Annotated in this window: 14 protein-coding genes; 8 read left to right on the top strand and 6 right to left on the bottom strand. The window is 62.2% G+C overall.

The features are described 5' to 3' along the window. Positions 1-20 precede the first annotated feature (20 nt). From AC0L3L_RS29995 to AC0L3L_RS29980, 4 genes are all read left to right on the top strand, one after another. Positions 21-995 (top strand): methyltetrahydrofolate cobalamin methyltransferase, encoded by a 975-nt coding sequence (locus AC0L3L_RS29995; protein ID WP_077383680.1) that lies wholly within the window; start codon positions 21-23, stop codon positions 993-995. Then, entirely contained in the window at positions 946-3,075 is a 2,130-nt protein-coding gene (locus AC0L3L_RS29990; protein ID WP_473640670.1) for an ASKHA domain-containing protein, read from the top strand. Before AC0L3L_RS29995 ends, AC0L3L_RS29990 begins: the two co-directional genes overlap by 50 nt. 191 nt (positions 3,076-3,266) lie before the next feature. Further along, on the top strand, positions 3,267-3,452 hold the full coding sequence (locus tag AC0L3L_RS29985) for a hypothetical protein (protein WP_473640637.1): 186 nt from the start codon (positions 3,267-3,269) through the stop codon (positions 3,450-3,452). Positions 3,453-3,720: 268 nt separating this feature from the next. Further along, the gene (locus AC0L3L_RS29980) at positions 3,721-4,704 is read left to right on the top strand and encodes an alpha/beta hydrolase (protein ID WP_473640635.1); all 984 of its coding nucleotides are present in this window, start codon (positions 3,721-3,723) and stop codon (positions 4,702-4,704) included. Between the two features lies 1 nt (position 4,705). Here AC0L3L_RS29980 and AC0L3L_RS29975 read toward each other — a convergent pair whose 3' ends face one another. Next, the gene (locus AC0L3L_RS29975) at positions 4,706-5,605 is read right to left on the bottom strand and encodes a LysR substrate-binding domain-containing protein (protein WP_029351948.1); all 900 of its coding nucleotides are present in this window, start codon (positions 5,603-5,605) and stop codon (positions 4,706-4,708) included. Between the two features lie 232 nt (positions 5,606-5,837). Here AC0L3L_RS29975 and AC0L3L_RS29970 point away from each other — a divergent pair, with 232 nt between their 5' ends. The 3 genes from AC0L3L_RS29970 (at position 5,838) to AC0L3L_RS29960 (ending at position 7,790) form a co-directional block, all read left to right on the top strand. Beyond that, positions 5,838-6,026: a hypothetical protein gene (locus tag AC0L3L_RS29970; RefSeq protein WP_077383673.1), complete on the top strand. Its 189-nt coding sequence runs from the start codon at positions 5,838-5,840 to the stop codon at positions 6,024-6,026. Between the two features lie 323 nt (positions 6,027-6,349). Then, on the top strand, positions 6,350-6,496 hold the full coding sequence (locus AC0L3L_RS29965) for a hypothetical protein (RefSeq protein WP_163602974.1): 147 nt from the start codon (positions 6,350-6,352) through the stop codon (positions 6,494-6,496). 292 nt (positions 6,497-6,788) lie between these two features. Then, positions 6,789-7,790, top strand: a complete 1,002-nt coding sequence (locus AC0L3L_RS29960) for a GlxA family transcriptional regulator (protein WP_473486604.1) — start codon at positions 6,789-6,791, stop codon at positions 7,788-7,790. Between the two features lie 52 nt (positions 7,791-7,842). On the opposite strand, the gene AC0L3L_RS29955 is transcribed toward AC0L3L_RS29960, so the two are convergent. The 5 genes from AC0L3L_RS29955 to AC0L3L_RS29935 all read right to left on the bottom strand — a co-directional run bounded on the left by AC0L3L_RS29955 (position 7,843) and on the right by AC0L3L_RS29935 (position 15,007). Next, positions 7,843-8,691 (bottom strand): DUF1194 domain-containing protein, encoded by an 849-nt coding sequence (locus AC0L3L_RS29955; protein WP_473640634.1) that lies wholly within the window; start codon positions 8,689-8,691, stop codon positions 7,843-7,845. 128 nt (positions 8,692-8,819) lie between these two features. Beyond that, on the bottom strand, positions 8,820-11,381 hold the full coding sequence (locus AC0L3L_RS29950; RefSeq protein ID WP_473640632.1) for a GcvT family protein: 2,562 nt from the start codon (positions 11,379-11,381) through the stop codon (positions 8,820-8,822). 279 nt (positions 11,382-11,660) lie between these two features. Continuing rightward, the gene (locus AC0L3L_RS29945; protein WP_473640630.1) at positions 11,661-11,804 is read right to left on the bottom strand and encodes a hypothetical protein; all 144 of its coding nucleotides are present in this window, start codon (positions 11,802-11,804) and stop codon (positions 11,661-11,663) included. A 131-nt stretch (positions 11,805-11,935) separates the two neighbouring features. Beyond that, positions 11,936-12,199, bottom strand: a complete 264-nt coding sequence (locus AC0L3L_RS29940; protein ID WP_023798910.1) for a hypothetical protein — start codon at positions 12,197-12,199, stop codon at positions 11,936-11,938. 318 nt (positions 12,200-12,517) lie between these two features. Next, positions 12,518-15,007 (bottom strand): mechanosensitive ion channel domain-containing protein, encoded by a 2,490-nt coding sequence (locus AC0L3L_RS29935; RefSeq protein ID WP_473640629.1) that lies wholly within the window; start codon positions 15,005-15,007, stop codon positions 12,518-12,520. A 218-nt stretch (positions 15,008-15,225) separates the two neighbouring features. Between AC0L3L_RS29935 and AC0L3L_RS29930 the strand changes: the two genes are divergently transcribed. Continuing rightward, positions 15,226-16,485, top strand: a complete 1,260-nt coding sequence (locus AC0L3L_RS29930; RefSeq protein ID WP_473486610.1) for a sarcosine oxidase subunit beta — start codon at positions 15,226-15,228, stop codon at positions 16,483-16,485. Positions 16,486-16,509 lie beyond the last annotated feature (24 nt).

The following is a 16,509-nucleotide window of genomic DNA, read 5'->3' as shown; positions in this document are numbered from 1 at the left end:
TATCACGAGGGAGAGATTTCATGACCCGGACGATCGTCGCCTCGGCGACACGAGAAATCATTATCGGCTTCGACCAGCCCTTCTGCGTGATCGGTGAGCGCATCAATCCAACCGGGCGAAAGAAGCTCGCGGCTGAGATGATCGCAGGCAATTTCGATACCGTCATCAGGGACGCACTGGAACAGGCCGCCTGCGGCGCGACCATGCTCGACGTCAATGCAGGCGTCACCTCGGTCAACCCGAACGAGACCGAACCCGGCCTCCTGGTGCAGACGCTGGAGATCGTGCAGGGGCTGGTCGACCTGCCGCTGTCGATCGACAGTTCGGTGACCGCCGCGATCGAGGCGGCGCTCAAGGTCGCCAAGGGCCGGCCGCTGGTCAATTCCGTCACCGGCGAGGAAGAGAAGCTCGAAGCCATCCTGCCGCTGGTCAAGAAATACAATGTTCCGGTTGTCGCCATCTCCAATGACGAGACAGGCATTTCGATGGATCCGGATGTGCGTTTCGCCGTCGCCAAGAAGATCGTCGAGCGCTGCGCCGATTTCGGCATTCCGGCGCATGACGTGGTCGTCGACCCGCTGGTCATGCCGATCGGCGCGCTCGGCGACGCCGGCCGCCAGGTCTTTGCCCTCCTGCGCCGGCTGCGTGAAGAGCTCAAGGTCAACACCACCTGCGGCCTGTCAAACATCTCGTTCGGCCTGCCGCATCGCCACGGCATTAATGCCGCCTTCATCCCGATGGTGATCGGCGCCGGCATGACCTCGGCGATCATGAACCCGGTGCGGCCGCAGGAGATGGAGGCGGTGCGCGGCGCCAATGTGCTGAACGGCACCGACGAGAACTGCACCAACTGGATCAGGACCTACAAGGACTACAAGCCGGCCGAAGGCGGCCAGGCGATCGCGGCGCCCACACAAGTCAATGCGCCGGGCGAAGGCAATGGCAATGGCGGCCGCCGGCGCGGCGGCCGTGAAGCCCGTATGGCCCGAGGATAAGCGCGCAATCGTGAACTCTCCTGCCAACATTACCGATCCGCTCGTGCTGTTCATGCCGTCCGGCAAGCGCGGGCGGTTTCCGGTCGGCACGCCGGTGCTCGATGCCGCACGCCAGCTCGGCGTCTATGTCGAGAGCGTGTGCGGCGGACGCGCCACTTGCGGGCGCTGCCAGGTCGAGGTGCAGGAAGGCAATTTCGCCAAGCACAAGATCGTTTCCTCCAACGACCACATCTCGCCCAAGGGCGCCAAGGAAGAGCGCTACGAACGCGTGCGCGGCCTCCCCGAACGGCGCCGCCTGTCCTGCTCGGCGCAGATCCTCGGCGATCTCGTCGTCGACGTGCCGCAGGACACGGTCATCAACGCGCAGACCATCCGCAAGGACGCCGACACCCGGGTCATCGCCCGCGATTCGGCAATCCACATGTGCTATGTCGAGATCGAAGAGCCCGACATGCACAATCCATCAGGCGATCTCGATCGCCTGAAGATCGCGCTGATGAAGGACTGGGGGCTCAAGAGCCTCGATTTCGATTTCCATCTGTTGCCGCAGGTGCAAGGCATCTTGCGCAAGGGCAACTGGACCGCGACCGCCGCCATCCATAAGGATGCCGAAAGCGAGATCGCGCGGGTCATCTCGTTGTGGCCCGGCCTCAAGAACGAGGCTTACGGGCTTGCCTGCGATATCGGCTCGACCACCATCGCCATGCATCTGGTGTCGCTGCTGTCGGGCCGCGTCGCCGCCTCGTCGGGCACGTCGAACCCGCAGATCCGCTTCGGCGAGGATCTGATGAGCCGCGTTTCCTATGTGATGATGAACCCGGACGGCCGCGAGGGCATGACGGTCGCGGTGCGCGAGGCGATCTCTGGTCTCGTTGATAAGGTTTGCGCGGAAGGCAACGTCCAGCGCAACGACATCCTGGATTCCGTCTTCGTCGGCAATCCGATCATGCACCATCTGTTCCTCGGCATCGACCCGACCGAACTCGGCGGCGCACCGTTCGCGCTGGCCGTCTCGGGTGCCGTGCACATCAAGGCGTCGGATATCGGCCTGAAGCTCAACCAGGGCGCCAGGCTCTACATGCTGCCTTGCATCGCCGGCCATGTCGGCGCCGACGCGGCGGCGGTGACACTGTCGGAAGGCCCGCACCGCCAGGACGAGATGATGCTGATCGTCGACGTCGGCACCAATGCCGAGATCGTGCTCGGCAATCGCCAGCGGGTCGTGGCGGCCTCCTCGCCCACCGGTCCGGCCTTCGAGGGCGCTGAAATCTCGGGCGGCCAGCGCGCCGCCCCCGGCGCCATCGAGCGCGTCCGCATCGATCCCGACACGCTGGAGCCGAAATACCGCGTCATCGGCTCGGAACTGTGGTCCGACGAACCCGGCTTCCTCGACAGCGTGCAGGCAACCGGCGTCACCGGTATCTGCGGCTCCGGCATCATCGAGGTGGTCGCCGAAATGTATCTGGCCGGCATCATCTCCGAGGACGGTGTCGTCGATGGCGGGCTCTCCGCCCGCTCGCCGCGGGTCACCGCGAATGGCCGCACCTTCTCCTACGTGCTGAAGGAGGGTGAACCCAGGATCACCATCACCCAGACCGATGTGCGCGCCATCCAACTCGCCAAGGCGGCCCTCTACGCCGGCACCAAGCTGTTGATGGAAAAGCAGCATACTGATCATGTCGATCGCATCCACTTCGCCGGCGCCTTTGGCTCCTTCATCGATCCGAAATACGCAATGGTGCTGGGACTGATCCCCGACTGCGATCTCGACAAGGTCTCGGCCGTCGGCAACGCCGCCGGTGCCGGCGCGCGCATGGCACTCTTGAACCGCGGCTATCGCCGCGAGATCGAGGAAACGGTGAGCCGGATCGAGAAGATCGAGACCGCGCTGGAGCCGAGATTCCAGGAGCATTTCGTCTATGCCATGGCGCTGCCGAACAAGGTCGACCCGTTCCCGAAACTATCGGCGGCGGTGAAACTGCCACCGCGCAAGACCGTCAGCGAGGACGGCATTGCCGGCGACGCCACCCCGCGGCGGCGTTCGCGCGAAGGCCACGCGGCCCGGCGCGGCCGGGGGTAGCATCCCGCTGCTAAAAGCTGCACTTCGCCCTCATTCTCGTTTGCATGCAAATGTTTCCGGATCAGCTCAAACTGAAACAAGACGCTGTATTCCGTGAAATCCACCAGATACATGCACAGCGCAATTAACCGGCATCGAACGGCAGGCAGAAAATAACTTTCAGCCGCCGCAGCACTCCAAGCGAGATGAAGATGTCGATGTTCGAAAGCCTCGGCCGCTATGGTATGGCCATCAAGCATGCACACAACAGGAACAGCTCCGTCCGGGCCATGAACAGCCTGCCGCCCGAAATTCAGAGGGACATCGGCTGGCCCGTGTCGCCGCGCAACGACCCGCAGGCCACCTTGTCGGCCCTGCTTCTCGGTTCAGCGCGCTGATGACCTTCGCTGACAAATTTAAGCGACTGGCCAAGCGCCGGAGCCGTCATGCGGCTCCGGCAGCAAGCGACAGTCGGCTGCGCGCCGCACTGCTGCCTCCGCGATGAGCGTTGCGGCGGCACATGGGCAATGACCACCGCCGGTCTTGCTTATGGCTGAATCACACAACCGTGTTGAAACCGTGCAAATCTTGACATTCTGGGCGAAGGCACGATCTTCGATAGCGAGGGGTTCTCTTAGTCGGCTCAGCCGAAGTCCGTGTGTCCGCATGCCAAGTATCAAAAGCCACGTCGTTTCCTTCGTGCTCAGGTATAGCCGCAAGAAAGCCTTTTCCAGCCCGGAAAACCTACAGCGCTGGATCGCCTATGCGCGCAAGACGGAGAACCACCAGCCGCCCGCCTCGCTGCGATCGCGTTTCGACATCACAACACGCAGCGTTGACGGCTTTCCCGTCTACGAAATCGCGCCCAAGGCCGGCGAGCGAAAGCGTATCCTCTACCTACATGGCGGTGCCTATGTCTTTCAAATCACGTCCTATCACTGGGGGCTGATCGCCGATATGGCCGATCGGCTGGGCTTCGGCATCACCGTGCCGATCTACCCCATTGCTCCCGAACACGATTTCCACGCCATGTTCGGCATGGTCGGCAAAGTCTACCGTCACATGCTCGACGAAACGGAAGCGCAAGACATCGTCTTCATGGGTGATTCCGCCGGCGGCAACATGGCCGTGGTGCTGACCATGATGGCCGCGGAAGACGACCAGCCCTTGCCGTCGCGCCACGTGCTGATTTCGCCCGGCCTCGATTTGTCGCTTGCCAACCCCGAAGTGTTCGAGGCGGAACGCTACGATCCGTGGCTGGGAATTCCTGGCGGGCTGGAGGCGGTCCGGCTCTACAGTGCCGGCATAAATCCCAGCGACTGGCGCATCAGCCCGCTTTACGGTGACCTCTCGGTGTTGCCGAAAACGCTGCTTCTGACCGGTTCGCGCGATATGCTGACCCCCGACAATCTGGTCTTCGCGCAAAAGGCCCGTGCCGTCGGTGTCGAGATAGAGGTCGTCCACGAGCAAGGTATGTTCCATGTCTGGCCGCTGATCGACATGCCAGAAGCGCGTCGCGCGCGAGACAGCATCGTGGCGTTTTTAACCAGCGAAACCGAGAGCTATCACGCCAAAGCCGGCGAATTGGCGCTGCAAAGGACAGATCGCGACGTCACCGCTCACAACCTGGCTGCGCCGTTGAGGTCCTGAATCAAAATTTCCCGGTTTCCCTGAACACTTCGAAGGTCGCACGGATATGGTCGGCGACCGCCTTCACCGGCGCGCTGGCGTCCGGCGCCACGACCATGGCCAGATTGTAGGTGCCGATATCGGGCATGCCGTCCTTCGGGCAAAGCTCGACCATGTCGCTGCCGAGGAACGATTTCGGCAGCGGCGCCACCGCGAGGTCGGACATGATTGCGGCGCGCTGGCCGGCCGTGTGCGCGCTCATATAGGCGACGCGATAGTTGCGGCCCTCGCGGCCGAGCGCTTCGAGCGCCCCGGCCCGCCAGGCGCAGCCCTCTTCCCACAACGAGACCGGCAGCGGTTCGCGCAGATGCGCGCAGCCACCCTTGGCGCCGGCCCAGACGATCGGTTCGGTGAGCAGCACTTCGGCGCCGAGCGCGCTGGTCTTGTAGGAATTGGTGAGCAGCGTGATATCGAGCGCCCGGTCGTCCATGCGCCGGCGCAGATTGCTGCTCTGGTCGATGGTGACGTCGACCGCGATCGAAGGATGCGATTGTGCAAAACGCTTCAGCACATGCGGCAGCACGCGCTCGCCATAGTCGTCCGGCGAGCCGAGCCGCACCACCCCGACGATGTCGGGGATGATGAACTTCGACACCACCTCTCGGTTGATAGACAACAGCCGACGAGCGTAGCCGAGCAGCATCTCGCCATCCGTGGTCAGCGTCACCGAGCGCGCGTCGCGCGCGAATACCGAGCGACCGAGAATGTCCTCCAGCTTTTTGATCTGCATGGAAACGGCCGACGGCGTGCGGAAGACGGCATTGGCCGCGGTGGTGAAGCTGCCGGTCTCGGCGATTGCCACGAAGGTGCGCAAGACGTCGAGATCGAGCAGCGGCAACGGATGATTGAGTGGGGCGTTCATCGGGATCAACCTTCAATTTTTCTGATGCAAACCATCATTCCATTTCGTTTGATTGAACATCACTTTGGGAGGATAGTCAACTCCATCGAAGGCAGACGTATCGAAAGTGCCTTGAAACGGCCCATGACACGGATCTGCAATCGACACGAAATGAAGCTGAAACAAACCTGAAGTAGCGCTTCGTATGCGGAGCGACCGGCAAACTCCCGGCTCAACGTAAAGGAGAATGAAAATGTCCATCCTGTCATCCATCGGCCGCATCGCGACCGAATTCAGCGCGGCTCGCGCCCGCTACCAGACCGAACGCGCCATCCGCTCTCTGCCGATCGAACTGCAGAAGGATATCGGCTGGCCCGAAGCCGCCGACACCAAGACCGGCACTCGCCATGGCGTTGGATCCTGGGCTGGTGGAGCAAAATAGATCGTGTGTATTCAAAACTGAAGGCCTGCCGCGCAGATCATGTCCGGCAGGCCTTTTTATTTGTAATCAAATGTTTTTTGGAGCCATGTCACCGCCGCATGGCGCATATGAACAGGCTGCATAGCGACCTACGTTTCGAACTAAAGCTTTGTAAGTGATCGTAAATCTTGAGCAGAATGCCCAAACTTGTCGCATTCCGTGTCGCTTTTCCTGTCAAGTGCTTCGCTTTTGCGATTTAGTTTCCCCGCACGTAAGCCTATATCAGCGCCAGCCAACGAGCTGCCCCACTCCATCAAGCGAAGGCGACCCGTCTGAGCAACCGAATGGAGATGATGATGAAGCTTTTTGCCCGCCTTTTTTCTCGCCGTGAAATGAACCTGACGACCGCGCTCGAGCGCCAGCGCCTTGCCAACACTATGCCTGGCCAGACCGGCGCCGTGGCCGCCGCGCGCCTCGGCTTCGTCGCCTGATCTGATAAGCTCGCAAGCGGCGCTCCCTGCTGCTGCTTCGAAGTTGATCACAGCGCCGCTTCGGTTTTGCCGAGGCGGCGTTTTTTGTCATGTGCCGACCACATGCCGCATATTTTGCTCAATCCGGCGGCATGTTGGGACCGTCAACGTATAGCGATTGCCCATTTGCGACCCGTGTCGCAAATAAAGTCTTTCCGTCGCCGCCTAGCCAATTGACAGGAAAGGTTTTTCCTGATGTCGCTATGCTGATCGCGACATCCTGTTCGCGCCATTGCAGCGTGAGGGCTACCCTGTGAACGTCGTAAATCATCCGGTCAGGCGATCGTTTGTATTCTTCCTGGTCCCCGATTTCACCATGATCGCCTTTGCGACGGCGCTTGATCCGTTGCGCTCGGCCAACCGGATGCTCGGCTACGAGGCCTACCGCTGGCGGCTCGCCAGCATCGACGGCAAGCCGGTGCGCGCATCGAACGGCGTCGAATGCGCCGTCAACACCTCGCTGGAGGACGAACGCAAGAAGATGTCCGGCCCCGAACGGCCGAACATGGCGGTCGTCTGCAGCGGCATCAATGTCGAGCGCTACCAGAACAGATCGGCCTTTGCCTGGCTGCGCGAGGAATACAACCGCGGCGTCGCCATCGGCGGCCTGTGCACTGGCGCGCATATACTGGCTTCCGCCGGCCTGTTGTCCAACAAGCGCTGCGCCATTCATTGGGAAAACCTGCCGGGCTTTTCCGAGGCGTTCCCGAAGGCCAATGTCTTTGCCGACCTCTTCGAGATCGACCAGAACATCTATACCTGCGCCGGCGGCACCGCGGCGCTCGATATGATGCTGAAGCTGATCGGCGACGATTTCGACGACAACCTCGTCAACCGGGTCTGCGAGCAGGTTTTGACTGACCGCGTACGCAGCCCGACCGATCGCCAGCGCCTGCCGCTGCGCGCACGCCTTGGCGTACAGAACTCCAAAGTGCTGACCATCATAGAATTGATGGAGGCAAACCTGTCCGAGCCGCTGTCGCTGATCGAGATCGCCGATCACGTCGACCTGTCGCGCCGGCAGATCGAGCGCCTGTTCCGCACCGAGATGGGACGATCCCCTGCCCGCTATTATCTGGAAATCCGCCTCGACCGGGCCCGGCACTTGCTGATTCAGTCATCGATGCCGGTGGTCGAAGTGGCGGTCGCCTGCGGCTTCGTCTCCGCCTCGCATTTCTCCAAATGCTACCGCGAGCTCTATGCGCGCTCGCCGCAGCAGGAGCGCGTCGATCGCAAGCAGTTGCTGGTCGCGTAGACGCCATGCCTCCCGGCGAGGAGTGCTCGCCAAGTCTAGAGGGTCCGATACTCTAGCGACTGTCGAACATCCAGCTTCGGTCGCGCCACATTTTCTCGCCGACCAGGCAGTCGGTGGCCGGCTTGTCTTGCGCCGGCACGACCGGCAGATGCGCCGCTTCTTCCGCCGCCCATCGCGGTGAGTCAGGCCCGGCAAGCTCGAGCACCAGCTTGCGGCGGATCGCTTCGGGAAACTGCGTCCACTCATTGACCGGGATCATGAACGCGCCGGGCCCACCGATGACGCAGTCGGTGTAGTAGCGGTCGAGATAGTTGACGTCGTAGACGCTGGTGAAGCCGCTCCGGGTCATCAGCGGCAGGCCATTGATGGTGATGCCTTGCTTGACCAGCCCGTCACGGGTGATGTCGACGGGAGCACCTTGATTGTTGGGGCCATCGCCCGAAATGTCGATGACGCGCTTGACGCCTTGAAAGCCGCTTTCGGCGAAGAGATCGCTGCCGAATTGCAAGGCACCGGAAATCGAGGTGCGCCGGGCGCTGTTGGGCATATGGGCGGAGAGTTGCTCGACCACCCGCTCGGCGTCGGCACGATTGGCGATTACCGTCCACGGCACGATGACATGCTGCCAGGTCGTGCCGGCCCATTCGACATAGGTGACGGCAATCTTGCCATAGGCACCATCGGCGATGGCCTGCAGCACCGTGTCGTGCGTCAACGCCGCGACATAGCCGCGACGCTGGATTTCGAGTTCGGCCGGCGACATCGACAGCGAAACGTCGACCGCCAGCACCAGCTCGATGTCGACAGGCTCGGCGGCGCGGGATTCCGGCGTCAGCCAAGGCATCAGCACCAGCGCAGCGGCAACAGAGAGGAGATGCCTTGCGTGGGGAAAAGCAGACATGCCGTAAGGTAAGCGAGAATCGTCGTGTCACAAAGCGAAAAGCCCGGCGCCGAGCTAAGTCTTTGCGTTCACATTTTTGCGAGTCCGCACCTCACCCTCCTGTGGGAGGATCGGTAGACAATCAACGCTTAGCTGCGTGGATTGAGGTTCTCCGGATCGTAGAGCGGTCTGTAGCCGACGGCGGCCACTTCGACCGGGTATTTCTGGCCGAAATATTCGACAGTCAGCTTGCGGCCCTCCTGGCAATACGCCCAGGGCAGATAGGCGAGCGCAATGTTCTTGCCGATGGTCGGGCCGTAGGCGATCGAGGTTGTGAAAGACCGGCGGCCGAGTTCGTCGACCAGCGTCTCACCCGTTTGCGGGTCCATCACCGGCATCGTGCCGACGGGATGACGGGCAACGCCCCTGGAATCGATATTATCCGTCATGACAAGCGTGCAAAGCATGGCCGGCTGATGCGCGCGGGCGCGATATTCCAGATGCTTTGCCTTGCCGCTGAAATCAGCCTCCTTCACCTTCGGGCGGGCAAGATCGGCCTCCAGCAGATTGTACTCGGTCAGAAGGTCGGCATTCTGCAGGCGCAGGCTCTTCTCCATGCGGCGGCTGTTGGCATAGGTCTCGACGCCAAAGGCCATTACGCCGGTCGAACGCAACGCGTCCCATACGGCCAGCCCGTCTTCGTATCGCATATGCAGTTCCCAGCCCTGCTCGCCGACATAGGAGATGCGGAAAGCGGTCACGTCCTTTCCGGCGATCCTGACAGGCTTGATTGCCGCAAAGGCAAAGTTCTCCGGCGTCAGGCCATCCGGGTCTTCCACGACCTTGCTCAATGTTGCCCGGGCGTTTGGGCCCCAGATGCCGACGGTCACGTACTTCTCGGTCACATCGGTGATGGTGACGTCGAACCCTTTGTCTTCTGCCGTCCGCCGCATGTAGTGGAAGTCGCGCGGGCCGGCATCTGCGCCGTCGATGACCCGGCAGCGGTCGGCCATGCGGATGACCGTCAGGTCGGCGCGCACCATGCCGTGATCGTCGAGGAAATGGGTGTAGATGCCTTTGCCGATATTGCCGTCGCCGCCGATCTTGGCCGCGCACAGCCATTCCATCAGCGCGACATGATCCGGGCCTTCCACATCGTACATCGCGAAGTGCGACAGGTTGACAATGCCGCAATCCTCGCTCATCGCGAGATGCTCGGCATTGGAGACGCGCCAGAAATGGCGGTTGTCCCACTCGTTTTCGCGCACCGGCACCCGGTTGCCGTATTTCTCGAGCAGGTGCTCGTTGGCGGCATAGCCATGGGCGCGCTCCCAGCCGCCGAGCTCCATGAAATAGCCGCCGAGTTCCTTCTCGCGCTCCCAAAAGGGCGAGCGGCGCACATTGCGGCCTTTTGAGAAGGGCTCGCGCGGATGGACCGCCGGATTGTAGACCTTCATCGCCGTTTCGGTGCAGCGGTCCCAGATGAACTGCTCTTGCGTCTGGTGCGGATAGAAACGCGAGTAGTCGATGGCGTGGTGGTCGATCGACGTCCGGCCGTCCGTCATCCAGTCGGCGATGAGCTTGCCCATGCCGGGGCCGTCCTTGACCCAGATCGCGACGGCGTACCAGAGGCCCCGCACCTTCTGGCTCTCGCCCATGGAGGGGCCGCCGTCTGCCGTCACCTGCAGAAGCCCGTTGAAGGAATGGCTCTCATTGTAGCCCAGTTCGCCCAGGATCGGCGTCAGTTCCATCGCGCGCTCGAGCGGGGCGAGGATCTGTTCCATGTCGAGGTCGCGCTGCGAGGGCGAAAGACGGGCCTGGTCCTTCTCCAGAAGGTCGCGCGGATGGCAAAGGCGCGGACTGGTCTCTTCGTAATAGCCCCACTCGATCTGCCCGCCTTCGGCGGTCTTGGGATCGCCGGTGTCGCGCATGTAAGCCGAGTTGCCCTGGTCGCGCAGCAGCGGCCAGCCGATCTCCTTGCCGGTGCCGGCGAACTCGGTATACGGCCCGAAGAAGGTAAGCGGATGATCGATCGGCATCACCGGCAGGTCCTCGCCCACCATTTCCGCGATCAACCGGCCCCAGATACCCGCGCAAACAATCACATAGTCGGCTTCGATGGTGCCGCGATCGGTCACCACGCCCTTGATGCGACCGTTCTCGACGATAAGCGACCTGGCCGGCGTGTTGGCGAAGGATTTGAGTTTGCCGGAGGCTTCCGCCTGGTCGACCAGCTTGCCGGCGACCGTTTGCGAGCGCGGGATGACGAGACCGGCATCGGGATCCCACAGGCCGCCCTGCACCATCTCTTCTTCGATCAGCGGGAACTTCTGCTTGATCTCGGCCGGTTCGATCAGGCGGGCACGCGTGCCGAAAGCCTTTGCCGAGGCGATCTTTCGCTTGATCTCCTCCATGCGGGCGTCGTCGCCAACGCGGGCGACCTCAAGGCCGCCGATGCGGGCGTAATGGCCCATCTTTTCGTAGAAATCGATGGAGTAGAGCGTCGTCCAGCAGGACAGGAAATCATGGCTGGTCGTGTAGCAGAAGTCGGAGGCGTGCGCCGTCGAGCCGATATCGGTCGGGATGCCCGATTTGTCGATGCCGACGATGTCGTCCCATCCGCGCTCGATCAGGTGGTGGGCGACCGATGCACCGACAATGCCGCCCAGCCCGACGATGACGACCTTCGCCTTTTCCGGAAACCCTGCCATTGCCCGCGACTCCAAAAGTGCTGCTGCGGGCGCCCGCGCCCGCTTGATCGGCGCACAATATGCAGGCGACGGCCATCGTGCTACCGCCTGTTTGCGACACGCTGCACGTGCGGCGCGACCCCGGCGCATGACCCCGAAAAATCGGAACCGATTTTCGCTAGGATCATGCGCAGAAAAAATTCTACAGCGTCCTTTGCGCGTCCAAAAGGAGCCGCGGCACTGGTGGTTGAGATCAGCTGCTTCAAGGGAAAATGATGCGCGCCAGGCTGGAGGCGCAACTCATGATCCATTTTTTGGAACGACGTGCAACACTGCGGCGCGATGCCCTTTGATGCTCGCCCACAGCGCCTTGCAGGGACCGGCGAGCAGCAGGAACGGCGGGATCAGATTGGGAAAGTAGATGCGGGTGTCGTGGGCCAGCACCCCGAGCACCAATGCCGTAAACAGGGCGCCGGCGGAGCGGGAATCGTTAAGTTTCGATGATCCGAAACCATAAAAGGCCGGGCAGTTGCCCGGCCTTCGAAAAACAAGTCGTCAATGTTTTTTTGACGCGGTTACTTGATACGGGCGACGCCGCCTGAGATTTCGATCGTTTCCGAACCGGTCAGCGCCTCGAGGTCGCCATTCGGCATGGTAACGAAACAGCCGGTCGGGCAGAATTCCGCGGTTTCGCCGGCGGCCAGCGCCAGCTCCGTCTTGCCACCGCCTTCGGTCACGACGAGTGTGCGGGTCTCGGCGTCCTTGTTGGTCGCGCTGGCGGCGAAGGCTGAACCGCCCACGGCAAGAAAAGCAATGGCGGCGACGAGAGACTTCCACATTTGCAATATCGGTGTTTCCACCGCCTCTGTTGCATTTCGCAAGGCATTCTCGCCCTTTGCATGTGAGCTTATATGAGATGCCAGCTGAACGGCAACTGAATGCCGCATTCATGCCGCAATTGCTTTCGCTGTGTCGAAAGCCTGACTTGAGGGTATGTTGAGGTTTAGGTCAGGCCGAGCCGGAGTCGAACACGGGCGCGAAGCGACCAGACGGGTGGGTTCCGAGAACCGGAACGGAGCGGACATTTGGGTCCGTGAGTAGCGGAAGCGCAGGTATCAGCCGTTCGCAGGCCGGCATCACCTGAATATCAATGTACCCTAATCGGGGTCCGGCTTGCGGACCTTGCGCCCGGATCTAGCCAGGCGTTTCGTCTCGGCCACAGCTTCAGCCGCCGCGCGTTCCTGCTCGGCGAATTCGGCCTCGATCTGATCGTCATCGATCGGCCACGCCTCATGCTTCTTGGTCTCGACGACGGCGCGCGGCGCCGATGGAATTTCGATATGCTGGTCGGCGAACTCATCGAGGACGGCAAACCGGATGTCGTTCTGCACGATGTTGCCGTTCATCACGTCGGCCAGGAACACACGGATTTCGAATTCGAGAGCGGCCGGCCCAAAATTGGTGAACAGCACGAAGGGTTCTGGATTTTTCAGCACCAGCGGATGGCCCCGCGCAATCTCCAACAGGACAGCATGGGCCTGCTTGACGTCGCTGCCGTAGGCGACGCCGACCTTGATGTCGATGCGCCCGAGCTTGTTGCGGTGCGTCCAGTTGCCGACGGCATTGTTGATCAGGTTTGAATTGGGCAGGATCACCGACTGGCGCTGGAACGTCTCGATCTCGGTAGCGCGCACGCTGATCTTCTTGACCGTGCCGCTGATCTCACCGGCGACGATCCAGTCGCCGACCTTGAACGGCCGCTCGGCCAAAAGGATCAGACCGGAGACGAAGTTGGAGACGACATTTTGCAGGCCAAAGCCGATACCGAGCGACAGGGCGCCCGCGACAAGCGCCAGGTTGGAGAGATCGATGCCCGCCGCCGAGACGCCGACGAGCGCTGCGAGCGCCACGCCCGCATAGCCGACCGCCAGCCGGATCGAGTTTCGCACGCCGGTATCGACTTTGCCGCGCGCCATCACCGAGCCGTCGAGCCAGCCCTGGAACCAGCGCGTCAGGAAATAGCCGATGATGAAGACAACGATGCCGGTCAGGATGCCGGTCACCGAGATCGTCACCGAGCCGATGGTGAGGCCCGTCGCCAGCTTGTAGGCCCAGGCCTCGATGTCGCCGGGCTGGAAGCCCCACATCAACAGGATCAGCGGCAGGAACACCAGCACGATCATCAGGTTGATGGCGACGCTGACGACCAGGCCGAGCTGGTCGAGCGCGGACTCCTCGTAACTGGAATTGGTCGATAGCCAGCGCCCGATCGACGTGTTGGCAAAGCCGCCTTCCTCGCTGATCGCCCGCGCCGACAGGAAGCCGATATAGGCGGTGACCAGAATGGTTCCGGTGACCACGACCTGCAGCGAGACGAAAATGGCAAGGCCGATATAGCCGAGCAGCGCCGTGGCAATGGTGAAAAGGCCGAGCGCGACAGCGGTGTAGCGCAGCCACGCCGGCCAGGGACGCCAGCTTCCGTCGGCGGCCTTGAACGGTTTCAGCAGCCCCATCAGGATCAGGATGACGCCGACGATAATGGTGCCGACAAAACTTCTGGCGATGGTCAGCGACAGCGGCGAGCCCATCTTGTCGTTGACGACCGACAGGAAATTGTTGACGCCGATCACCACCGCCATGGCGGTCGTCAGCCGCACCAGCCAGCGGGCCGGACCCGATTCAACGGGTATCAGCCGCCAGTTCGGCAGCCGCGGTTCCAGCGCCGCATTGGTCAGCCGGTTGACGCAGAACACCACCGCGATGACCGAAACCAGCGCATTCAGGAAAACGCCAATGTCGCCGCGCAACACGTTGTAGTAGTTGAAAAAGAACACCGTCGAGACCAGAAAGACGCCAACCGCCAGCGTCGGCAGCAATGTCGACCAGAACGCCACCGACAGCCGGCTGAGATAGGAGGGATCTTCGACGGAAGGGTCAGCTTCGAAGACACGCCCGAACAGGCGCCGCCCACCGACAAAAAGTACCGCCGCCAGGGAAAGTGCCGTCAAGGTCGCGGCCAGCACGGCCTGGAACTTGAACTTGAAGGCGAAGGTCAGCCACGATGACACCGCCTTGTAGAAGCCGGTAAATTCACCGTTCGCATCGGAAATGACCTCAGGGCTCAGAGCGTCGGACAGCACGTAGCGCTTGGTGAGCAGATTGCGAAACAGCTCGCTGCGCATATTGGCGATCTTGGCGATGAGGCCGCTGATGCGGATCGACAGGTTTTGCGCCGCGGCGATGACAGCATTGATCTCGGCCTTTTCGGACGCCAGCGCCTGGCGTTCGCTGGTCACGATGTCGGGTTCGGGCGGCTGGCCCGCGGCCGGAGGCGCCCCGATCTGATCGAGCCTCGCGTTGATCTCCGAAAGGCGCGGGCGGAAGGCAAGCGCGCTGTTCAGCGCACCTCGCGACATTTCCTCGAGCTGCAGGCGGATATCGACAAGACTGGCGTCGTCGTCACCGTCCTCCTGGATTTTCTTTTCGAGATTGTCGGTCCTCGTCGTCAGGTCCTGCAGGATTTTCTGCTGGTCGGCGACTACTCCGGAGACAGCCTGGTCAAGCCCCTGCGCCGCCGCATCAAGCGACAGCGGCGCCGAGGCGACGATCGCCAGGACCAGAACGAAGCGGAGCAGTCGGAAAAGCATGATCGGTTGGCGACTCACAGGCGGCAAGGTGTTCTAAAGCTCGTCCTTGATAAAGACGCTCATACCAGGGAGCAAGCCGTCCCGCTCTGCTCGTCGATCTCGGCGTCGGCCAGTCGAAAAGCGATGGCGCAATATTGGCTTTGCGGCAGCGGCCTGCTCTATAGTGTGCCGCATCGCCCAAAACGGATGACAAAAAGCCAGAACGGATAACAAAAAGAATGGCGGAATATTCGGCCTTCTCGCTTCTCAAAAACGCGCTGACCGGCAACAAGGACTGGAAACCGGCCTGGCGCAAGCCGGACCCGAAGGCGTCCTATGACGTGATCGTCATCGGCGGCGGCGGCCATGGCCTGTCGACCGCCTATTATCTGGCCAAGGAGCACGGCATCACCAATGTCGCGGTGCTGGAAAAGGGCTGGCTCGGCTCCGGCAATGTCGGCCGCAACACGACGGCCGTGCGCTCCAACTATCTGCTGCCGGCCAACACGCGCTTCTACGAACATTCGATGAAGCTGTGGGAGAACCTCTCGCACGACCTCAACTACAACGTCATGTTCTCGCAGCGCGGCTGCCTCAACCTCGCGCACACGCCTGCCCAGCTCGACGATTTTGCCCGCCGCGGCAACGCCATGCGCCATCTCGGCGTCGACGCCGAACTGATGACCACGGCCGAGATCGCACGCCTGGTGCCGGCGCTGGACGTCTCCGCCACGGCGCGCTTCCCAATCGTCGGCGGCCTGATGCAGCGGCGCGCCGGCACCGCCCGCCACGATGCCGTCGCCTGGGGCTATGCGCGCGGCGCCGACCGTCGCGGCGTCGACATCATCGAGAATTGCGAGGTCACCGGCTTCCTGCGCGACGGCGACCGCATATCAGGCGTCTCGACGTCGCGCGGAGAGATCCGCGCCAGGAAGGTGGCGGTCGCGGTGGCCGGCAGCACCGGGCAAGTCATGCGGCTCGCCGGCATCGATACGATGCCGATCGAGAGCCATGTGCTGCAGGCCTTCGTGACGGAATCGCTGAAGCCGTTCATCAACACGGTCCTGACTTTCGGCATGGGCCATTTCTATATGTCGCAGTCGGACAAGGGCGGCCTTGTCTATGGCGGCGATCTCGACGGCTACAACAGCTACGCCCAGCGCGGCAGTTTGCCTGTTGTCGACGAGGTGATGAGCGAGATGCTGGCGCTGTTTCCGGCTCTCGCCCGCGTTCGCATGCTGCGCTCCTGGGGCGGCGTCTGCGACATGTCGATGGACGGCTCGCCGATCATCACCATCGGCCCGCTGCCGGGCATGTATCTCAACTGCGGCTGGTGCTATGGCGGCTTCAAGGCGACGCCGGCCTCCGGCTGGTGCTTTGCCTGGACCATCGCCAAGGATGAACCGCACGACATCAATGCGCCTTTCACGTTGGATCGCTTCCATCGCGGCCTGGTGATCGACGACAAGGGCCAGGGCCCGACGCCGCGGCTGCATTAGACCATGATCCCGAACCGTAGGTCA

Source organism: Mesorhizobium sp. WSM4849 (genome assembly GCF_055811385.1).
Note: the sequence above shows the minus strand (reverse complement) of the source record. Positions and strands in the feature narration are given on the sequence as shown.